Origin of the sequence: Streptomyces sp. CB00455, assembly GCF_001905445.1 — a bacterium.
Taxonomy (GTDB): domain Bacteria; phylum Actinomycetota; class Actinomycetes; order Streptomycetales; family Streptomycetaceae; genus Streptomyces.
The window spans coordinates 872,949-891,407 of record NZ_LIVQ01000002.1; the positions used below are offsets into that span (position 1 = coordinate 872,949).

19 protein-coding genes are annotated in these 18,459 nt (G+C 72.0%); 6 read left to right on the forward strand and 13 right to left on the reverse strand.

Annotated features, from left to right (window positions below; all coding sequences use genetic code 11):
• Nucleotides 1–74 precede the first annotated feature (74 nt).
• Entirely contained in the window at nucleotides 75–974 is a 900-nt protein-coding gene (locus AMK16_RS11365; RefSeq protein ID WP_073912791.1) for a LysR family transcriptional regulator, read from the reverse strand.
• A gap of 80 nt (nucleotides 975–1,054) precedes the next feature.
• On the opposite strand from AMK16_RS11365, the gene AMK16_RS11370 reads away from it, so the two are divergent.
• From AMK16_RS11370 to AMK16_RS11380, 3 genes are all read left to right on the forward strand, one after another.
• Nucleotides 1,055–1,750: an MOSC domain-containing protein gene (locus AMK16_RS11370; RefSeq protein ID WP_073912794.1), complete on the forward strand. Its 696-nt coding sequence runs from the start codon at nucleotides 1,055–1,057 to the stop codon at nucleotides 1,748–1,750.
• Nucleotides 1,751–1,781: 31 nt separating this feature from the next.
• Nucleotides 1,782–2,555: an SDR family NAD(P)-dependent oxidoreductase gene (locus tag AMK16_RS11375; RefSeq protein WP_073912797.1), complete on the forward strand. Its 774-nt coding sequence runs from the start codon at nucleotides 1,782–1,784 to the stop codon at nucleotides 2,553–2,555.
• 73 nt (nucleotides 2,556–2,628) lie between these two features.
• The gene (locus tag AMK16_RS11380) at nucleotides 2,629–3,327 is read left to right on the forward strand and encodes an ester cyclase (protein ID WP_073912800.1); all 699 of its coding nucleotides are present in this window, start codon (nucleotides 2,629–2,631) and stop codon (nucleotides 3,325–3,327) included.
• 69 nt (nucleotides 3,328–3,396) lie between these two features.
• Here the strand turns inward: AMK16_RS11380 and groL are convergent, their stop codons facing one another.
• On the reverse strand, nucleotides 3,397–5,019 hold the full coding sequence (groL, locus tag AMK16_RS11385; RefSeq protein ID WP_073912803.1) for a chaperonin GroEL: 1,623 nt from the start codon (nucleotides 5,017–5,019) through the stop codon (nucleotides 3,397–3,399).
• Between the two features lie 136 nt (nucleotides 5,020–5,155).
• Nucleotides 5,156–5,464 (reverse strand): co-chaperone GroES, encoded by a 309-nt coding sequence (gene groES / locus AMK16_RS11390; protein WP_030011064.1) that lies wholly within the window; start codon nucleotides 5,462–5,464, stop codon nucleotides 5,156–5,158.
• Nucleotides 5,465–6,111: 647 nt separating this feature from the next.
• Between groES and AMK16_RS11395 the strand changes: the two genes are divergently transcribed.
• The gene (locus AMK16_RS11395; protein WP_073912805.1) at nucleotides 6,112–7,512 is read left to right on the forward strand and encodes an FtsW/RodA/SpoVE family cell cycle protein; all 1,401 of its coding nucleotides are present in this window, start codon (nucleotides 6,112–6,114) and stop codon (nucleotides 7,510–7,512) included.
• Between the two features lie 1,251 nt (nucleotides 7,513–8,763).
• On the opposite strand, the gene AMK16_RS11400 is transcribed toward AMK16_RS11395, so the two are convergent.
• Nucleotides 8,764–9,642 (reverse strand): polysaccharide deacetylase family protein, encoded by an 879-nt coding sequence (locus tag AMK16_RS11400; RefSeq protein WP_242438681.1) that lies wholly within the window; start codon nucleotides 9,640–9,642, stop codon nucleotides 8,764–8,766.
• Nucleotides 9,639–10,589, reverse strand: a complete 951-nt coding sequence (locus tag AMK16_RS11405; RefSeq protein ID WP_107417105.1) for a polysaccharide deacetylase family protein — start codon at nucleotides 10,587–10,589, stop codon at nucleotides 9,639–9,641. Before AMK16_RS11405 ends, AMK16_RS11400 begins: the two co-directional genes overlap by 4 nt.
• 138 nt (nucleotides 10,590–10,727) lie before the next feature.
• Here AMK16_RS11405 and AMK16_RS11410 point away from each other — a divergent pair, with 138 nt between their 5' ends.
• Nucleotides 10,728–11,954, forward strand: a complete 1,227-nt coding sequence (locus AMK16_RS11410) for a class I SAM-dependent methyltransferase (protein WP_073912811.1) — start codon at nucleotides 10,728–10,730, stop codon at nucleotides 11,952–11,954.
• Nucleotides 11,955–12,011: 57 nt separating this feature from the next.
• Here the strand turns inward: AMK16_RS11410 and AMK16_RS11415 are convergent, their stop codons facing one another.
• From AMK16_RS11415 to tsaB, 5 genes are all read right to left on the reverse strand, one after another.
• Nucleotides 12,012–12,623 carry a hypothetical protein gene (locus AMK16_RS11415; RefSeq protein WP_073913671.1) on the reverse strand — a complete coding sequence of 204 codons (612 nt, stop codon included), beginning with the start codon at nucleotides 12,621–12,623 and terminating at the stop codon, nucleotides 12,012–12,014.
• Nucleotides 12,624–12,812: 189 nt separating this feature from the next.
• On the reverse strand, nucleotides 12,813–13,085 hold the full coding sequence (locus AMK16_RS11420) for a hypothetical protein (protein WP_073912814.1): 273 nt from the start codon (nucleotides 13,083–13,085) through the stop codon (nucleotides 12,813–12,815).
• Nucleotides 13,082–14,230 carry a tRNA (adenosine(37)-N6)-threonylcarbamoyltransferase complex transferase subunit TsaD gene (gene tsaD, locus AMK16_RS11425; protein ID WP_073912818.1) on the reverse strand — a complete coding sequence of 383 codons (1,149 nt, stop codon included), beginning with the start codon at nucleotides 14,228–14,230 and terminating at the stop codon, nucleotides 13,082–13,084. The genes AMK16_RS11420 and tsaD overlap by 4 nt, the downstream gene beginning before the upstream one ends.
• A complete protein-coding gene (rimI, locus tag AMK16_RS11430; RefSeq protein WP_073913675.1) occupies nucleotides 14,223–14,693 on the reverse strand; it encodes a ribosomal protein S18-alanine N-acetyltransferase in 471 nt (156 codons plus the stop codon). Before rimI ends, tsaD begins: the two co-directional genes overlap by 8 nt.
• Before the next feature lie 71 nt (nucleotides 14,694–14,764).
• Nucleotides 14,765–15,427, reverse strand: coding sequence for a tRNA (adenosine(37)-N6)-threonylcarbamoyltransferase complex dimerization subunit type 1 TsaB (gene tsaB, locus AMK16_RS11435; RefSeq protein WP_073912821.1), 663 nt, complete (start codon nucleotides 15,425–15,427; stop codon nucleotides 14,765–14,767).
• 185 nt (nucleotides 15,428–15,612) lie between these two features.
• Here tsaB and AMK16_RS11440 point away from each other — a divergent pair, with 185 nt between their 5' ends.
• Nucleotides 15,613–16,170: a hypothetical protein gene (locus tag AMK16_RS11440; protein ID WP_073912824.1), complete on the forward strand. Its 558-nt coding sequence runs from the start codon at nucleotides 15,613–15,615 to the stop codon at nucleotides 16,168–16,170.
• A 244-nt stretch (nucleotides 16,171–16,414) separates the two neighbouring features.
• Here AMK16_RS11440 and AMK16_RS11445 read toward each other — a convergent pair whose 3' ends face one another.
• The 3 genes from AMK16_RS11445 to AMK16_RS11455 form a co-directional block, all read right to left on the reverse strand.
• The gene (locus AMK16_RS11445) at nucleotides 16,415–16,612 is read right to left on the reverse strand and encodes a hypothetical protein (RefSeq protein WP_073912827.1); all 198 of its coding nucleotides are present in this window, start codon (nucleotides 16,610–16,612) and stop codon (nucleotides 16,415–16,417) included.
• A 116-nt stretch (nucleotides 16,613–16,728) separates the two neighbouring features.
• The gene (tsaE, locus tag AMK16_RS11450) at nucleotides 16,729–17,319 is read right to left on the reverse strand and encodes a tRNA (adenosine(37)-N6)-threonylcarbamoyltransferase complex ATPase subunit type 1 TsaE (RefSeq protein ID WP_079191450.1); all 591 of its coding nucleotides are present in this window, start codon (nucleotides 17,317–17,319) and stop codon (nucleotides 16,729–16,731) included.
• The gene (locus tag AMK16_RS11455) at nucleotides 17,264–18,457 is read right to left on the reverse strand and encodes an alpha/beta fold hydrolase (protein ID WP_107417106.1); all 1,194 of its coding nucleotides are present in this window, start codon (nucleotides 18,455–18,457) and stop codon (nucleotides 17,264–17,266) included. Before AMK16_RS11455 ends, tsaE begins: the two co-directional genes overlap by 56 nt.
• Between the last annotated feature and the right edge of the window lie 2 nt (nucleotides 18,458–18,459).

The following is an 18,459-nucleotide window of genomic DNA, read 5'->3' on the forward strand; positions in this document are numbered from 1 at the left end:
CGTCCGGCGGTAGCCGGCGGCGCGGTTCCCGGGGGCACCGGCCCCCGGGCCGGCGGGCGGCGCGGTACCCCGCATCAGCGCCTGCCGGCGCGCTCCAGCTCGGCCAGAGTGGCGGCCACGGCCGGCACCCTGGCGAGGTCGGGCAGGGTCAGGGCCACGACCTCCCGTTCGACGGCCGGTTCCACCGCCACCGTGCTCACGCCCTTGGCCCGTACGGACTCCACCGCGAGTTCCGGCAGCACCGCCACGCCCAGCCCGGCCCCCACCAGCCCGACCACCGCCGGGTAGTCGTCGGTCGCGAAGTCGATGCGCGGGGTGAAGCCCGCGACCTCGCACACCTCGACCAGGTGCCGCCGGCACCGCGGACATCCCGCGATCCACGGCTCGCCGGCCAGCTCCGCCATGCCCACGCGCTCCGCCCCGGCCAGCCGGTGCCCCGCCGGGACCAGTCCGACGAGCCGGTCGGTCAGCAGGGGGCGCACGACCAGGTCCTCCCACTCCGCCGCGGAGCCCGCGGCCGTGCCGTAGCGGAACGCGAGCGCCACATCGCAGTCCCCCTCGCGCAGCATCTCCACCGAGCGCGGCGGCTCCGCCTCCACCAGGGAGATCCGCGTCCCCGGATGCTCGGCGCGCATGGCGGCCAGCGCGGTCGGCACCAGCGTGGAACTGCCGCTGGGGAAGGACACCAGCCGGACCCGGCCGGCGCGCAGCCCGGCGATGGCCGCGACCTCCTCCTCGGCGGCGGTCAGCCCGGCCAGGATCCCCGCGGCGTGCCGGACCAGTGCCTCGCCCGCCTGGGTCAGCCGCATCTCACGGCCGGTACGGATGAGCAGCGGTGTTCCCGCCGACTGCTCCAGCGCCTTCATCTGCTGGGAGACGGCCGGCTGGGTGCAGCCGAGCTCGCGGGCGGCGGCGGAGAAGGACCCGGTCCCGGCGACGGCGCGCAGGACCCGGAGATGGCGTGCCTCGATCACCCGTCGAGCATAAGCCCCGCTTTGACCGCCCGGCACATACGGGCGTGACGCTTTGGGACCGCTCGGATAACTTGTCCGCCATGGGCCCCACACACCTGATATCCGTGAACATCGGCCGCGCCATGGCCGTTCCTTACACCGACGCGCCGAGCGGCACCACCGGCCACGGCAAGAGCCCGGTGTCCGGCCCGGTCCGCGTCTTCGCGCCGGGCCCCCGCGCCACGGGGCTGGGCAGCGGACTCGAAGGTGACGCCGTGTGCGACCGCCGCCACCACGGCGGCGACCACCAGGCCGTCTACGCGTACGCCCGCGAGGACCTGGACCTCTGGGAGGCGGAGCTGGGCCGCGAGCTGCCCGACGGGGTGTTCGGCGAGAACTTCACCACCTCGGGCCTGGACCTGAACTCCGCGCGCCTCGGCGAGCGCTGGCGGGTCGGCGACGGTCCCGTCCTCGAAGTGGCCTCGGCCCGCATCCCGTGCCGGACCTTCCAGGGAGCCCTCGGGGAAAGCGCGTGGGTCCGGCGCTTCACCCGGACGGTGCGCCCCGGCGCGTACCTGCGGGTGATCGAAGAAGGATCCGTCCGGGCCGGCGACCGCATCGAGGTGATCCACCGCCCGGACCACGACGTGACGGTGGAGCTCTGGTTCCGCGCCTTCACCACCGAGCGCGCCCTGCTGCCGCGCACCCTCGTGGCGGGCGCCGCGATGGAGCCGCAGGCCCACGAGACCGTGCGCCGGTACGTGGAGAAGTACGGGGTCGAGGACGGGGCGAGGTAGAGGCGTCACCCGGGGCCGCTAGGTTGCGCCTATGACGACTGCGTTGATTACGGGATCCACGGCGGGCATCGGCGCCGCCTTCGCCCGGCGGCTCGCCGCCCAGGGCCACAATCTGGTGCTGGTGGCACGCGACACCAAGCGGCTGGGCGAACAGGCCACCGAACTGCACGACCGGCACGGCATCGAGGCCGAGGTACTGGCCGCCGACCTCGCCACGGAAGGGGGGATCGCGGCGGTCGAACAGCGCCTGGGCGACCGTACGCACCCGGTGGACCTGCTGGTCAACAACGCGGGCTTCGGCAACAAGGGCCGCTACCTCGAAGTCTCCATGGCCGACGAGCTCACCATGCTGAAGGTGCACGTCGAGGCGGTGCTGCGGCTGACCTCGGCGGCCACCTCCTCGATGCGCGAGCGCGGCCGCGGCGGTGTGATCAACGTGGCTTCGGTCGCCGCCTTCCTGCCGCGGGGCACCTACGGGGCGAGCAAGGCCTGGGTCGTGCAGTTCACCCAGGGCGCGGCGAAGGACCTGGCGGGGAGCGGGGTGCGGCTGATGGCCCTGTGCCCGGGCTTCGTCCGGACGGAGTTCCACGAGCGCGCGGGCATGGGGACGGACAACATCCCGGGGTGGATGTGGCTCGACGCGGACAAGCTGGTGGCGGCCGCTCTGGCGGACCTGGCGCGCGGCAGGACGGTGTCGATCCCGGACCCGCGGTACAAGGCGCTGATGGGCGTGGTCAAGCTGACGCCGCGCGGCCTGCTGGGCGGGGTGTCCTCGCGCACGGGCCGCAAGTACGGGCCGCAATGACTCGCCAGTAAGCCGCCCGAATGGGTGATATCTCCCTAAACTGGACATATCCCACACGCAGGGAGGCCTCGCGATGACATTCGTACAGGTGATTGATTACGAGACCATGCGCTTCGATGAGATGAACGCCCTCATCGACCGCTACGCGGAGCAGACCAGCGGCAGGCGCACGGTCACCCACACCATGATCGGCAGGGACCGGGAATCCCGGACCCACTACGTCGACCTCGTCGAATTCCCCTCGTACGAGGAGGCCATGAAGAACTCTCAGCTCCCCGAGACCGACCGGATGTTCCAGGAGATGGTGTCCCTCTGCGAGGGCATGCCCACGTTCATGAACCTCGACGTGGTCCGCGACGAGCACATGAACAAGATGACCGCGAACCGGGTCTTCGACGAGATCCTCATGAACGCCGACTTCGCGGCGATGGAGGAGTGCTTCGCGGCTGACTACCTCGACCACGACATCATGCGGGCCGAGGGCGGCGGCAACGACCGCGACGGACTGCGCCGGACGATCGGCATGTGGCGCGACGCCTTCGAGTACACCTTCGAGCGGACCCGCCAGATCGCCGAAGGGGACTGCGTCACCACGCTCTGGGACTGGAAGGGCACCCAGCACGGCGAGTTCATGGGAGTTGCGCCCGAGGGCAGGGAATGCACCATGTCCGGCTGCACCACCTTCCGCTTCGACAACGGCCTGATCGCAGAGGGCTGGTGGTACTACGACGCCCCCGGCCTGATGCGCCAAATGGGCATGATGCCCGGCTGACCGCAGACGGGAAGGCCCCGGTCACCCCCGCTTGGCAGCGGTGACCGGGGCCTTCTCATGCATCGGGCGTCAGTGGCTGTGACCGTGGCCGTGGCCCGCGTCGGACTCTTCCTCGGCCGGCTTCTCGACGACCAGGGTCTCGGTCGTGAGCAGCAGGGAGGCGATGGAAGCGGCGTTCTCCAGCGCGGAGCGGGTGACCTTCACCGGGTCGATGACGCCGGCCTTGACCAGGTCGCCGTACTCGCCGGTGGCGGCGTTGAAGCCCTGGCCCTTGTCGAGCTCGGCGACCTTCGAGGTGATGACGTAACCCTCGAGACCGGCGTTCTCGGCGATCCAGCGCAGCGGCTCGACGGCGGCGCGGCGCACGACCGCGACACCGGTGGCCTCGTCGCCCGTCAGGCCGAGGTTGCCCTCCAGGACCTTGACGGCGTGGACGAGCGCGGAGCCACCGCCGGAGACGATGCCCTCCTCGACCGCGGCGCGGGTCGCCGAGATGGCGTCCTCAAGGCGGTGCTTCTTCTCCTTGAGCTCCACCTCGGTGGCGGCGCCGACCTTGATGACGCAGACGCCGCCGGCGAGCTTCGCCAGGCGCTCCTGCAGCTTCTCGCGGTCCCAGTCGGAGTCCGTGGACTCGATCTCGGCCTTGATCTGGTTGACGCGACCGACGACTTCCTCGTGGCTGCCGCCACCGTCGACGATGGTCGTGTCGTCCTTGGAGATCGTGACGCGACGGGCGGTGCCCAGTACGTCCAGACCGGCCTGGTCGAGCTTGAGGCCGACCTCTTCGGAGATGACGGTCGCACCGGTGAGGGTGGCGATGTCCTGGAGCATGGCCTTGCGGCGGTCACCGAAGCCGGGGGCCTTCACCGCAACCGCGTTGAAGGTGCCGCGGATCTTGTTGACGACGAGGGTGGAGAGCGCCTCGCCCTCGACGTCCTCGGCGATGATCAGCAGCGGCTTCGAGGCGCCGGCCTGGATGACCTTCTCCAGCAGCGGCAGGAGGTCCTGGATGGAGGAGACCTTGCCCTGGTTGATCAGGATGTACGGGTCGTCGAGGACGGCCTCCATACGCTCCTGGTCGGTGACCATGTACGGGGAGAGGTAGCCCTTGTCGAAGGCCATGCCCTCGGTGAACTCCAGCTCCAGGCCGAAGGCGTTGGACTCCTCGACGGTGATGACACCGTCCTTGCCGACCTTGTCCATCGCCTCGGCGATGAGCTCGCCGACCTGGGTGTCCTGCGCGGAGAGCGCGGCCACGGCGGCGATGTCGGACTTGTCCTCGATCGGACGGGCGGTCGCGAGGAGCTCCTCGGACACGGCCTTGACCGCGGCGTCGATGCCCTTCTTCAGGGCGGCCGGGGAAGCACCCGCGGCGACGTTGCGCAGGCCCTCGCGGACCAGCGCCTGGGCCAGCACGGTGGCGGTGGTGGTGCCGTCACCCGCGATGTCGTTGGTCTTGGTCGCCACCTCCTTCACGAGCTGGGCGCCGAGGTTCTCGTACGGGTCGTCCAGCTCGACTTCGCGAGCGATGGTGACACCGTCGTTGGTGATGGTGGGCGCACCGAACTTCTTGTCGATGACGACGTTGCGGCCCTTGGGGCCGATCGTCACCTTGACCGTGTCGGCAAGCTTGTTGACGCCGCGCTCGAGGGCACGACGGGCGTCCTCGTCAAACTTCAGGATCTTCGGCATGGGAGCGGTTCAGTCCTCTCGTTGCGATCCTCGGCCGCTCACCGCGACCTCCACCGCCTAGAACGAACTACGCCCCTCGCCGCCCGGCATCAGCAGGGTGACCAGGGGCGCAGCTCAAATCAAAACTGGAAGCGAATTACTTCTCGACGATCGCGAGCACGTCGCGAGCCGAGAGGACGAGGTACTCCTCGCCGCTGTACTTCACTTCGGTGCCGCCGTACTTGCTGTACAGCACGATGTCGCCGACGGTGACGTCCAGCGGGAGACGCTGGCCGTCCTCGAAGCGACCCGGGCCCACCGCGAGGACGACGCCCTCCTGGGGCTTCTCCTTCGCGGTGTCCGGGATGACCAGGCCAGAGGCCGTGGTCTGCTCGGCGTCGAGCGGCTGGACCACAATGCGGTCCTCGAGCGGCTTGATGGCAACCTTGGAGCTGGCGGTCGTCACGATCCGACCTCCCCCTTCGGAGATCCGGGGTTAACTGTCTGAGGTGGCGACCAGGTCGATCCGTCGTCGCGGGTGCCGGACCTGCCTGTCGCTGTGTTGGCACTCACCAGTGGTGAGTGCCAGGTGCGACACTATTCCGGGGATTAGCACTCGGTCAAGCGGAGTGCCAATTTCTTGCCTGCCGGGCGTTGCGCGGCCAGGGTCCGCGGTGACGCCAACCGCCCTCGCACGTGGCCCGCACCAGCTGCCGACACGGCTCTGACCAGCACGGATTCCCTCCGCAGTCCCGCCGGGGCCGCCGCTGCGGCCCCCTTGGCGGGCCCGGCGGGATCTGTGCGATCTCACCACCCGCACCACACGGACGGTCCGGCTGCGGGAGAGGGCGGCGAAGGAATGCCGTGCACACCACTCCCCGCCGGGGGCTTCGGCAGGAACCATGGTGAGGGCCGCGACGTCGTAGAAGATATGAAGATAAAGCGCCTCATTGCCGAGCAGATCGGGCCCAAGTCCCCTGCGAGCCCGAGCGCACCGGGCGCCGCTTCCTCCCGGCCGGACGCACTCCCGGCGCCGCCCGCACCCCCGGCCGGACGCCAGGCGTCACCCCCCGTGCCACCCCGGCCCGCCCCCACGGCCGGCGGCGGCATCCCGTGCGCGGTCTGAAACCCCTGACGCGGGCGGGTGCCCGCCGGCGCACCGAGGCGCTGCTGCTCGCCTTCGTCGTCGCCATCGCCGTCCTCGGCCACTCGGCCGCCGGCCTCGCCATGAACGGCGAGCTGCCGCCCAACCTCACCGGATTCACGATCAGCATGACCCTGCTGGCCCTGGTGGGACACCTGGGGGTGCGCCGCTTCGCCGCCCACGCCGATCCGCTGATCTTCCCCCTCGCCATGCTGCTGACCGGGCTGGGGCTCGTCCTGCTGCACCGGCTCGACCAGGGCTACATCGAGCGGTACAACTCGGACGCCAACGCTCCGGAGCAGCTGATGTGGACGGTGGTCGGGATCGCCGCCTGCATCCTGGCCCTGGCCCTGCTGCGCGACCACCGCCTGCTGCAACGCTTCATCTACATCACCATGGCCGTCGCCCTGGTGCTGCTGATCGCGCCCGCGTTCTTCGGGGCCGACACCTACGGCGCGAAGCGCTGGATCAAACTCTTCGGTTTCTCGCTGCAGCCCGGCGAGTTCGTGAAGATCATGATCGCGATCTTCTTCGCCGGCTACCTCGTCGTCCACCGCGACTCGCTGGCGCTGACCGGTCGCAAGTTCCTGGGCGTGCGCCTGCCCCCGATGCGCCAGCTCGGTCCCATCGTGACGGTGTGGATCGTCTCGATGCTGGTGCTCGTCTTCGAGCGCGACCTCGGCACGTCGCTGATCTTCTTCGGGGTGTTCGTGGTGATGCTCTACGTCGCCACCGAGCGCACCAGCTGGATCGTGTGCGGCGTGCTCATGGCGTCGGCGGGCGCCTTCGTCGTGGGCTCGACGGAACCGCACGTCAAGGCGCGGGTGGCCGCGTGGCTGGAGCCGCTGTCGTACTACTGGGAGAACCGGCCGCCGGGCGTGACCTCGGACCAGTCGGCGCAGGCCCTGTTCAGCTTCGGCACCGGCGGCATCTCCGGGACCGGCCTCGGCATGGGCCACCCGGAGCTGATCGCATTCGCGGGCCGCAGCGACTTCATCCTGACGACGGTGGGCGAGGAACTCGGCCTGGCCGGCGTCATGGCGGTACTGCTCCTGTACGCCCTCCTCGTGCAGCGGGGGCTGCGGATGGCCCTCGGCGCGCGCGACCCCTTCGGAAAGCTGCTGGCGGTGGGCCTCGCCTCGGCGCTGGCCCTGCAGGTCTTCGTGGTGGCGGGCGGCGTGACGGGCCTGATCCCCCTGACGGGCAAGGCCCTGCCCTTCCTGGCGAAGGGCGGCTCGTCCCTCCTGGCCAACTGGATCATGATCGCCCTGCTGCTCCGCATCAGCGACAGCGCGGAACGCCAACGCGAGGCGGACGCCCAGGGCCCCCCGGAAACGACGATCACCCCGGTGGCGGCGGAGGTGGGGTGAGGGGCGGGGGGCGGCGTCTACGCCGGGCGGGGTCACGGAGGGGCGGGCGGGGGCTTCGGGGGGCGGGGTCCGCGCCGCTCGGCATCAGGGAAGGGTTGGGGGTTTCCCGTCAGTCTCATCGTCTCTCCGTGTCGGGCCGGGCCCTCAAGGGCGCTCCTTCGTCGCGTCGCTTCGCGATGGCCTTCGGCCACCCTTGACCGCCCGTCCCGCCCCGGACATACGAAGACTGCCGGGAACCCCCCAAAGGAACGGGCCGGCTGTAAGACATAGACACCGGGAGATCAGAGAGCCGACTGCCCGCTTCGGCGGGCATGTTCCCGCCCGGGTCCCATAGGCAGGCACGGTCCGGGTCGGGGGGCGCATCAGATCGCTACACACTTGCTCTCAGCTCAGCGACTGCCACTCGCTCGGGGCTGGGGCAGGTCGCTCCACACGTATCCGGGACGGCGACTGCGGGCAGTTTGTCCGCATTTGACGCCCGGGTGGGAGCGGGAAAACCACCTGACGGACTGTGGCGTTGGAAAGTTCGGCGTCAGACTCCGGCAGGGCTCGCTGAGCCGCCCGAAGGGCGCTCAAGCGCCCTCGCTGCCCCACTCCCGGCCCTCTCCCCGGGCCTCTCGGCCCATTCCTTTGCTTTTCCTGCCCCCAACTCCCCGCTGTGGCGGGCAAAGAGGGACAGGTGACGGCCGTGGACGGCTTGTGACGCTTATGCCCGGCCACAAACAGGTGGCAGCCGCCAAACGAGAGACGTCTGTAGCGATCTGTCGCGGCTCATGCCCAGCCAAAAGCAACTGGCAGCCGCTATGCAGGAGAACTGTGTAGCGATCTGATGCGCCCCCCGACCCGGGGCGTGCCTGCCTATGGACCCCGGGCGGAAACATGGCCGCCGAAGCGGACAGTGGCCTCCCTGATCCCCCCGAACGTCTCTCTGTCCCCCGGCCCGTTCCTTTGGGGGGTTCCCGGCAGTCTTCGTATGTCCGGGGCGGGACGGGCGGTCAAGGGTGGCCGAAGGCCATCGCGAAGCGACGCGACGAAGGAGCGCCCTTGAGGGCCCGGCCCGACACGGAGAGACGATGAGACTGACGGGAACCCCCAACCCATCCCTGACACCGACCAGCGCGGACCCCGACCCCGAAGCCCCCGCCCGCCCCTCCGTGACCCCGCCCGGCGTAGACCCCGCCCCGAAGCCACCCCAAGCCTCACGTGATGCCGCCCCACCACACCCCCGCCCCCCGAAGCCCCCGCCCCCCCCTACAAGTAATCCTCCAGCCGCCCTATCCGGTACCCCTGCTCCTGTATGCGCTGCAGCATCCGCGTCGTCATCTGGATCTCCGTCGAGCCCTTGAGCTCCGACGGGCCGCGGAAGTGGGCCAGGATGATGTCGCCCGGTTTGAGGGCGGAGCCCTCGGCGTACTGGAAGTTGTTGATCTGCATCGAGACCCGCCACAGGACCAGGGACGAGATGCCGCACTCCGAGGCGGCCCGGAGGGTGTCGTCGTTGTAGTTCCCGAAGGGCGGGCGGAAGAGCGGTGGGCGCTTGCCGAAGCGCTTCTCCAGGCGCTCCTGCTGGCCGCATATCTCGTGCTTCTGCGCCGCGTAGGACAGGGTCCGCAGGTTCGGGTGCGTCAGCGTGTGGTTGTTGACCGTGCTCGCGGAGCCGTTGTCGCGGAGCTTCTCGAAGTGCCCGTAGTCCGAGGACGCGACGTTGTCCGTCAGGAACATGCTGATCGGCAGCTTCAGATCAGCGGCCATCTTCAGGAACTCGGGGTCCTTCTCCGCGCCGTCGTCGAAGGTCAGGAAGACGGTCTTCTCCCCGGCCGGGACGGGTATTCGGTCGACGACCGGCACCTTGCCCGGGGCGGGCTTGGGTATCCCGGGCTTCTGGGCGGGCTTCGGCGCGTACTGGACGGGGGCCGTCAGGCCCCACTTGCGGTACGCCTCGTCCGAAGCCCCACCCGTCGGCGAGGGCGCGGCCGGGGAGGCGGGTGCGCCGCTCGCGCCCGGCGCCTCCCGTGTCGGCTTGGGTCCCAGCCGCTCGGTGGGGTCCGCGCTGTCCCCGCACCCCGTCAGGGACAGCGCGAGCGCGCCGGCCGCCAGCGTTCCGGCTACCAACCGGCGCGCGTGCTTCACAGATAGTCCTCCAGGCGAGCCACGGCGTATCCCTTGTCCGTGACGGTCTTCATGACCTGACGGATCATGTCAGGCATCGTGCCCTTCCAGTCCTCCTTGCCCCGGAAATGCGTGAGGATGATGTCACCGGGGTGCAGGTCGCGGTCCCACTCGCGGTAGTCCATGCGGTTGGTGAAGGCCTCCGCGTTCCACAGCGGAACCGCCTTGATCCCGCAGGACTTCGCCGCGCGCAGCGTGTCCTGGTTGTAGTTCCCGTAGGGCGGCCGGAAGAGGGTCGGGCGCTTGCCGAACTCCTTTTGGATCGTGTCCTGCTGGCCGCAGATCTCCTCGCGCTGCTTGTCGTACGAGAGGGCCGGCATGTAGCGGTGGTTGAGCGTGTGGTTGTTCAGGGTGACGCCCGCGGCCTGCATCTCCTTGAAGTACGGGTAGTTGTCCCGCACGAGGTAGTCGCTGAGGAAGGCCGTGTAGGGGATCTTCAGCTCCTTCATCATCTTCAGGAACTCGGGGTCCTTCTCCGCGCCGTCGTCGATCGTCAGGAAGACGACCTTGTCCTCCGTGGGGACGGTGGTGAAGACCGGCGGGTACTCCTCCTGGTCCTCCACCTCGAAACCCTCGCGCGTGGTGATCTCCGGCTTCGACTTGGGCGCCGGGGGAGCTTGGAGGGGCGGCTTGAGCAGGCGCCACTTCTTCGCCGCGACGATGCGCGCCTGCTGGGCCGCCCTGGCCTTCTCGGCAGCGCTGAGCGCACCGGCCGCGCCGGCCTCCGCACCCGTGGCCGCCTTCGCCTTCGCGGCCTTGTCCGGCGCCTCGGACTGGCCGGAGCCGCAGGCCGTGCCGAGGGCGGCTACCAGCAGGGCGGCCACGGCCGCCCCGAACCGGCCGCGCGGACCAGCCGCGTACCGGTGACCCTGTTGCGTCTTATTTCCTTTTTGTCCGACTAGCTGCATAGCAGCGCATCCTGGCATCCGACACGCGACGCCCCCGGAAGACACCGCGGGCACGGCCCCACCTTCCTTCGACTGGCCCACACCCGGGGGCGGCCGCCCGCCGGCACCCGCACGGGGTCCGTCGCCGACAATGGAGCCGTGACCCCCGAAGACTTCGCCGCCCTCCTCACCCCCGGGGGGCGCACCCTCCTCGACTCGCTCCGCGACTACGACCCCGCCCAGGAACTGGCCGTCGCCACCCGGCTCCGCCGCGAGCACCCCGCCGGACTGGTCTCCGCGGCGCTCGGGCAGGCCCGGCTGCGGCAGCGCGCGGTGGCGAAGTTCGGCGCCGAGGACGCCTTCCGGATGTACTTCACGCCCGGCGGCGGCGAGATGGCCACCCGGGCCTCCGTGGCCTCCTACCGCGCCCGGCGGCTCGCGGACCTCGGCGTGCGCAGCCTGGCGGACCTGTGCTGCGGCATCGGCGGGGACGCCCTGGCCCTGGCCCGCCTCGGCATCCGGGTACTCGCGGTCGACCGCGACCCGCTGACGGTCGCCGTCGCGCGGGCCAACGCGCGGGCGCTGGGCCTGGCGGACCTGATCGAGGTCCGGGAGGCGGACGTGACGGACGTGGACGTGTCCTCCTACGACGCCGTGTTCATCGATCCGGCCCGGCGCGGTGGACGCGGCCGGATCTTCGACCCGGAGTCCTACTCGCCGCCGCTGTCGTGGGCCGTGCAGACGGCCCGCACGGCGAAGTACGCGGCTATCAAGATCGCCCCCGGGATCCCGCACGAGGCGGTCCCCGCGGAGGCGGAGGCGGAGTGGATCTCCGATCAGGGGGACGTCAAGGAGGCCGTGCTCTGGTTCGGGACCGCTCCGGGGACCGTGCGCGCCACCCTGCTGCCCGGGCCGCGCGCCCTGCACACCGCCGATCCGCTGCCCGACCCGGAGGCCGGACCGGTCGGTCGCTGGCTGTACGAACCCGACGGCGCGGTGATCCGCGCGCACCTGGTCGCCGAGGTCGCCGAGCAGCTGGACGGCCGGCTCATCGACCCGACCATCGCCTACGTCACCGCCGACGAGCTGCGGGCCACGCCGTACGCGACGGCGTACGAGATCACCGACGTGCTGCCGTTCGGGCTGAAGAAGCTGAAGGCGCTGCTGCGCGAGCGCGGGGTGGGGATCCTGACCGTGAAGAAGCGGGGCTCGGCCGTCGAGCCGGAGGAGCTGCGGCGCAAGGTCAGGCCGCAGGGCCCGAACGCGGCGACGGTCTTCCTGACCCGGGTCGCGGGCGCCCCGTCCATGCTGATCGGCGCCCCCGCCACGCCGCCCACCCAGGCCACCACGCCCGCCGCGCCGTCCGCGGCGGATCCCGCACGGTAGCGCCCGCCCGCCGCGGGGTGCCTCGGGGCCCCGAGCGGGCCGGCCCGGGCCCCGCGCCTACGCGCCGAAGGTGCGGATCGCCCAGCGGTAGTGGGCGCCCGCTTTCCCCAAGCCCAGGAGGGCCGTGATCCACAGGATCATCCCGAGGCCCATGTAGTAGGCGACCTCGGCGGTCGTGTCCTCGCCCGGCCGGGCCGACAGCGCGACCCCGAAGGTCAGCCACAGCCCCGCAGCACCCAGCCCGAAGGAGGCCAGCAGCCAGGCCAGACCCAGGCCCGGCGCGCGCAGCAGGGAGTCCGCGGCAGGATCGCGGCCCGCCTGCGCCCATGCGGAGAGCAGCCCGCGCACCTGGCGGTCCCGCCGTGCGCCCCACGCGAACCAGAAGCCGCCCGGGACCAGCACCCCGACGCCCAGCACCACGAAGACCAGGCCGAGAACGCCGGAGACCGGGTCGCCCTCCTCGAAGGCCACCAGTCCCATGCCGACGAAGGACCAGCCGAGCGCGAAGACCCCCGAGACGGCCCAGAGCAGCAGCAGTCGCCCGATGCCGAGGCTGCGCCGGCCGAGTTCCCGCAGGATGCGCGCGCGGTCGGCCCGTACGACGGCCTCGTCCAGCCAGGCCCGCAGGTGCGCGGGAGGCGGCGGGGGCGGCAGGTCACGGCGAGGCATGCACATGACCATAGCGGCACTGCCGGTCGCTTCCCCGGCCGCTTCCCCGGCCTCTCGCCGGCCCCTCCCCCGCACTCTCGACGGCCGCTTCCCCGGCCTCCTGGCCGGCCGCTTTCCCCGTGGTCCCTCCGGCCGGCGCCGGACAGCTCACGGCCGGGGAACTGCCCGTCCCGGGCCGCTCGGGGCCGGTCAGCCCTCGCTGACCTCCACCGACTCGAACCGCCAGCGGTGCACCGCCCGCGTGATCAAATCGGCTTCGGGCTCAGGCAGTTCGGGGAGTTCGGCGGACAGCCCCTCGGCCGCCTCCCACCAGGTGACCACGAGCACCCGGTCCTGCGGGGCACGGAACACCTCGCGCCGCACCGGCTCCCGGGCGAGGACCCGGGAACGCGCCCACTCCAGCAGTTCGTTGCCCCGGCCGTCGGCGGCCCGGGCCTCCCACATCAGCGCGACGGTGCTCATGAGTAGAGGTTGTCCTTGCTCAGTTCGTGCACGTGGTCGTGATCGTGCCCGTGCGCGTGGCCCTCGCTGCCGTGGCCCCCGCCGCCGTGACCGTGCCCGGCGTTTCCCGGCACGTGCGGGTCCGTCACCGGCAGCGAGGAGTCCGCCGACAGGTCCCAGTCCGAGGCCGGCCGGTTCCGCTTGACCATCTCGGCGCCCAGCGCCGCCACCATCGCGCCGTTGTCGGTGCACAGCTTCGGCCGCGGCACCCGCAGGACGATCCCGGCGTCGTCGCACCGCTCCTGCGCCAGCGAGCGCAGCCGCGAGTTGGCGGCCACGCCACCGCCGATCATGAGGTGGTCGACGCCCTCGTCCTTGCACGCCCGGATCGCCTTGCGGGTCAGCACGTCGACGACGGCCTCCTGGAAGGACGCCGCCACATCGCGCACCGGCACCTCCTCGCCCGCGTTCCGCTTCGCCTCGATCCAGCGGGCGACGGCCGTCTTCAACCCGGAGAAGGAGAAGTCGTAGGCCGCGTCGCGCGGTCCGGTCAGCCCGCGCGGGAAGTTGATCGCCCTGGGGTCTCCCTCGCGGGCGAGCCGGTCGATGACCGGGCCGCCGGGGAAGCCCAGCTGGAGCACGCGCGCGATCTTGTCGAACGCCTCGCCCGCCGCGTCGTCGATGGTCGCGCCGAGCGGCCGTACGTCGGAGGTGATGTCGGGGGCCAGCAGCAGCGAGGAGTGGCCGCCGGACACCAGCAGCGCCATGGTCGGCTCCGGCAGCGGTCCGTGCTCCAGCTGGTCCACGCAGATGTGCGAGGCCAGGTGGTTCACCCCGTACAGCGGCTTGCCCAGCGCGTAGGCGTACGCCTTGGCGGCCGAGACGCCCACCAGCAGCGCCCCCGCCAGGCCGGGGCCGGCCGTGACCGCGATGCCGTCGAGGTCGCGGGCGCTGACCCCGGCCTCCTTCAGGGCGCGCTCGATGGTGGGGACCATCGCCTCCAGGTGGGCGCGCGAGGCCACCTCGGGCACGACGCCCCCGTAGCGCGCGTGCTCGTCGACGCTCGACGCGATCGCGTCCGCGAGCAGGGTGGTGCCGCGGACGACGCCGACGCCGGTCTCGTCGCAGGAGGTCTCGATGCCGAGGACGAGAGGTTCGTCAGCCATTGCTCTCACTTCTTGCTTGTGCGGGGTCGGTCAGTCGCATCACGAGCGCGTCGACGTTGCCGGGCTGGTAGTAGCCCCGGCGGAACCCGATGGGCTCGAAGCCGAAGCGCTCGTAGAGCTTCTGCGCGCGGGTGTTGTCCACCCGCACCTCCAGCAGCACCTCGGCGCACTCGAAGGCGGTGGCGGCGCGCAGCAGGTCGGTCAGGAGACGGGCGCCGAGCCCGGTCCCCCACTGGTCGCGGGCGGCCGCGATGGTCTGTACGTCGGCCAGGTCCCCGGCGGCGGCCAGCCCGGCGTAGCCGACCAGGCGGCCGTCCGCGTCCTCGGCGACGACGTACCGGCGGGTGGCCCGCGGCCCGCGGGCGTGGGCCAGTTCGGACCAGAACATCCCGGCGGACCAGGCGTCGTCGGGGAACAGTTCGTGCTCCAGTTCCAGCACGCCCTCGATGTCCCACCAGCGCATCTCGCGCAGTTCGGCGCGGGCGCCGGGCGGCGGCTGCGCCGAGAGGTGTCGTCCGGTCGACGGGCGGGCGGTCACTGGGGGGTGACCACCTTGTAGTTCTTGGGCACCTGCGCGTCGGGGCGGCGCAGGTAGAGCGGGGTCGGCGGCAGGAACGGCGCCCCGGCCGCCAGGCGTTCCGCGGCCAGGGCGGCGAGGGCCGCGGCCGACTGGTGCTCGGGGCCGCGCGCGTCGGGGAAGACCTCCGGGTACAGCAGCGCGCCCTGGCCGACCGCCGGGAGGCCCGCGACCTGCTCGGCGATGTCGGCCGGGCGGTCCACGGAAGGCTCGCCGACCCGCGTGCGGGGGTCCTCGTAGCGCGCCCAGTAGACCTCCTTGCGCCGCGCGTCGGTGGCGACGGTGAAGGGGCCTTCGATCCCGGCGGTCCCGGCGGCGTAGGCGAGTCCGTCGAGGGTGCACAGGCCGTGGACGGGCACGCCCAGGACGGAGGCGAAGGTCGAAGCGGTCACGAGGCCGACGCGCAGTCCGGTATAGGGGCCGGGGCCGACCCCGACCACGATGCCGGTGAGCGCGTCGAGTTTCAGCCCGGCCTCGGCGAGCACCTTGTCCACGGAGGGCAGCAGCAGCTCTCCGTGGCGGCGGGCGTCGACCTGGCCGGAGGCGGCGAGGACGGACTCGCCGTCGTGCAGGGCGACGGTGACGGCGGGCGTGGCGGTATCTACAGCGAGCAGGAGCACGCGAACAGCCTACGACTCCGGGGCGCAGGGGGGTGCCGCAAGGACCGGCCGGGGGCCGGGCCGGGCCGGTCCGACACCCCCCGGGGCCGTGCGGCCGGGTGTGGAGCGGGCCTGCTGCTACCTTTCGATCAGGCATCCAGACATCCAGGCATGAGGCATCAGGCAGCGCGGAAAGGCGGAGCAAGGTGGCACGCAGCAGCTCGGGAATCGTGGCCGGGCTCACCGTCGCGGCGGTCGCCGCCGTCGGTTTCCTCGGCTACCAGGCATCCGCGACGGCGCCCGCGCGACCGCCCAGGGCGGTCGCGCAGGAGCCGGTCCCGGCTCCGAGCCCGTCCGCGGCCAAGCAGGACCCCTCGAAGCCGGTGCCGGTGCCGGAGGGTTCGGGAACGGGGGTGCGCGTCGTGTACTCGGTGGGCCAGAAGCGCGTGTGGCTGGTCGGCGAGGCCGGTCAGGAGCCCAGGTCGTTCACGGTGATGCCGAGCACGGTGCATCCGAAGGCGGGGAGTTACGCGGTCGGTTCGCGCTCGGGGTCGGTCACGGGCTCGGACGGGGTGCCGATCGAGCACGTCGTACGGTTCGCCACCACGGACGGCGTGGCCATCGGTTTCAGCGCCCGTGCGGACGGTGCGACGCCGGAGCCGGACCCGAGCAAGAAGACCGGCGGCATCCGCATGACGCGCGCCGACGGCGATGCGATGTGGGCGTTCGCGACGATCAGCTCGAAGGTCGTCGTCGTTCCCTGACGGCCGGACCCGCTTCCCGCTCCGCCGGCCGGATGCCGGCCGCTCCTGGTCCCGGCCGCTCCCGTCCCGGCCGCTCCTGGTCCCGGCCGCTCCCGTCCCGGCCGCTCCTGGTCCCGGCCGCTCCCGTCCCGGCCGCTCCTGGTCCCGGCCGCTCCCGTCCCGGCCGCTCCCGTTCCGGCGGTGCCCGTCCCGGGCCGTTCCCGCCCCGGCCCGCGTTTCACCCGTTCGGGGGGCTCCCGTTCGCTCAGGCCGCTTCGGATTCCGGAGCGGCCCCTTCGCGTGCGGTCTTCCCGTCCCCCGGTGCGCCGCCGTCGCCGGCCGGCCCGCGGGCGGGCACGGGCGGCGTCGACACCGCGGTGGCGGCCGCGCCCGCGGCGAGGAGCGCCCGCATGGACACGGCGGAGGGGCGGGGTTCGCGCTGTGCTCCTGCTGGTGCCGACATGGCTGCCTCCTGGACCCCGGCACGCCGGACTTAGGCATACCTAAGAAACTCTCGGTACCATGTCACCACGGGTCCGGCCGCCCGCGCAATATTTTCCCGACGCGTTGTCGGTACGTTTACTCCGCGAAGGCTCCGGCCAGGGTCTCCAGCCCGGCCCCGGCGCCCCAGCGCGCCCCGATCCCGCGGACCGAGACCTCCCGTACGTCGTCCAGGACCTCCTCGTGGCCGACCGCGCGCGCGATCACCACGTGCAGCCGGTCGTCGGAGAGCTCCTCCACCTTGCCGTCGCCCCACTCGACGACGACCACGGAGTCGGGCAGCGAGACGTCGAGGTCCAGGTCCTCCATCTCCTCCAGCCCGCCGCCCAGCCGGTACGCGTCGACGTGCACCAGCGCCGGCCCGCCGCTCAGGGGCGGGTGTACGCGGGCGATCACGAAGGTCGGGGAGGTCACGGCCCCGCGCACGTCCAGGCCCTCGCCGAGACCGCGGGTCAGGGTGGTCTTGCCCGCGCCCAGCTCGCCGGTCAGCAGGACGAGGTCGCCCGGGCGCAGCAGGCGGGCGAGCCTGCGGCCCAACTCCCGCATCGCGTCCGGGGAGTCGATGGTGATGCGGGTCCCGGCCGCGGCCGCGGTCCCGGTCCCGGCCGCGGCGTCAGGCGCCGGCGCCTGGCTGCGCTGTGCTCGTGCTTCCAGCGGTACTTCTTCCATGCCCGCCAACGTTAGCCGGTGCGGCGGCCGGGACCGCGCCGGTACGGGCCAGCAGGTCGCTCAGCAGGCCGGTCACGGTCTCGGGCTGCTCCAGCATCATCAGGTGCCCGGCGGATTCCAGGACCACCAGCTCGGCGTTCGGCAGCGCCTCCTTGATGGCCGCGCTGTGCCCGGCCGGGGTGATCATGTCGCGTTCGCCGGCGATGACGGTGACGGGGATGTCCGCGAACCGCATGAGCGCTTCGGTCTTGTCGTGGACCTGGAAGGCGGGGAAGAACTCGGCGACCACGTCGATCGGGGTCGCCTCGATGAGCCGTTCCGCGAAGCGGGCGACGGCGGGGTCCACGTCCCGTGAGCCGAAGGAGTACAACTTGATCATGCCGGCGAAGAGGTCGGCGGTGGCCCGGCGGCCCTTCTCCACCAGTTCCACCTGCGAGCCGAGCGCCTTGATCACCCCCGGCAGGAGCCGGCGTACGGCGCCCATGCCGACGGCGGGCAGTCCGTACGTCACCTCGGAGAGGCGGCCGCCGGAGGTGCCGATCAGGGCGACGCCGACGACGCGGTCGCGCACGAGGTCGGGGAACTGCTCCGCGAATCCCATGATGGTCATACCGCCCATCGAGTGACCCACGAGGATCAGCGGGCCCTCGGGGGCGGCGGCGTCGATGACGGCCTTCAGGTCCCGGCCGAGCAGCTCGATGGTCACGGGCTCGCCGTCCGCCTGGGCCAGGCCGCGCGCGCTGCGGCCGTGGCTGCGCTGGTCCCAGTAGACGGCGCGGACCGCTCCGCGCAGGGCGGCCCGCTGGAAGTGCCAGGCGTCCTGGCCGAGGCAGTAGCCGTGGCAGAAGACGACGGTGGCCCGGGGGGCCGGCTTGCGGCGCAGCCGCCTCTTGTCCTCGCCGTCGCCGGACGCCTCGTCGACCTCGTAGTACAGCTCGGTGCCGTCCTCGGCCCGGCAGGTCCCCTGGGTGCCGCGCAGGGACCCGTAGTCGCCGGCCGCGTCGAGGGCCAGCCGGGCCTTCATGCGCATGCCGCGCCCGACGGTGATCCGCTCGACCGCGACCCCGGCGGCCGCGCCCGCGGCTATCACGCCGATGGCAGCGCCGGCCCAGCCGGCCTTGCGCCAGTTCTCGCCCACGC

Bases quoted from the DNA above. Each gene is read 5' to 3' on its own strand.
- AMK16_RS11370 (WP_073912794.1), top strand. From the start codon at position 1,055: ATGGGCCCCACACACCTGATATCCGTGAACATCGGCCGCGCCATGGCC.
- AMK16_RS11375 (WP_073912797.1), top strand. From the start codon at position 1,782: ATGACGACTGCGTTGATTACGGGATCCACGGCGGGCATCGGCGCCGCC.
- AMK16_RS11380 (WP_073912800.1), top strand. From the start codon at position 2,629: ATGACATTCGTACAGGTGATTGATTACGAGACCATGCGCTTCGATGAG.
- groL (WP_073912803.1), bottom strand. From the start codon at position 5,019: ATGCCGAAGATCCTGAAGTTTGACGAGGACGCCCGTCGTGCCCTCGAG.
- AMK16_RS11405 (WP_107417105.1), bottom strand. From the start codon at position 10,589: ATGCAGCTAGTCGGACAAAAAGGAAATAAGACGCAACAGGGTCACCGG.
- AMK16_RS11415 (WP_073913671.1), bottom strand. From the start codon at position 12,623: ATGCCTCGCCGTGACCTGCCGCCCCCGCCGCCTCCCGCGCACCTGCGG.
- AMK16_RS11420 (WP_073912814.1), bottom strand. From the start codon at position 13,085: ATGAGCACCGTCGCGCTGATGTGGGAGGCCCGGGCCGCCGACGGCCGG.
- tsaD (WP_073912818.1), bottom strand. From the start codon at position 14,230: ATGGCTGACGAACCTCTCGTCCTCGGCATCGAGACCTCCTGCGACGAG.
- rimI (WP_073913675.1), bottom strand. From the start codon at position 14,693: ATGCGCTGGTGGGACATCGAGGGCGTGCTGGAACTGGAGCACGAACTG.
- AMK16_RS11445 (WP_073912827.1), bottom strand. From the start codon at position 16,612: ATGTCGGCACCAGCAGGAGCACAGCGCGAACCCCGCCCCTCCGCCGTG.
- tsaE (WP_079191450.1), bottom strand. From the start codon at position 17,319: ATGGAAGAAGTACCGCTGGAAGCACGAGCACAGCGCAGCCAGGCGCCG.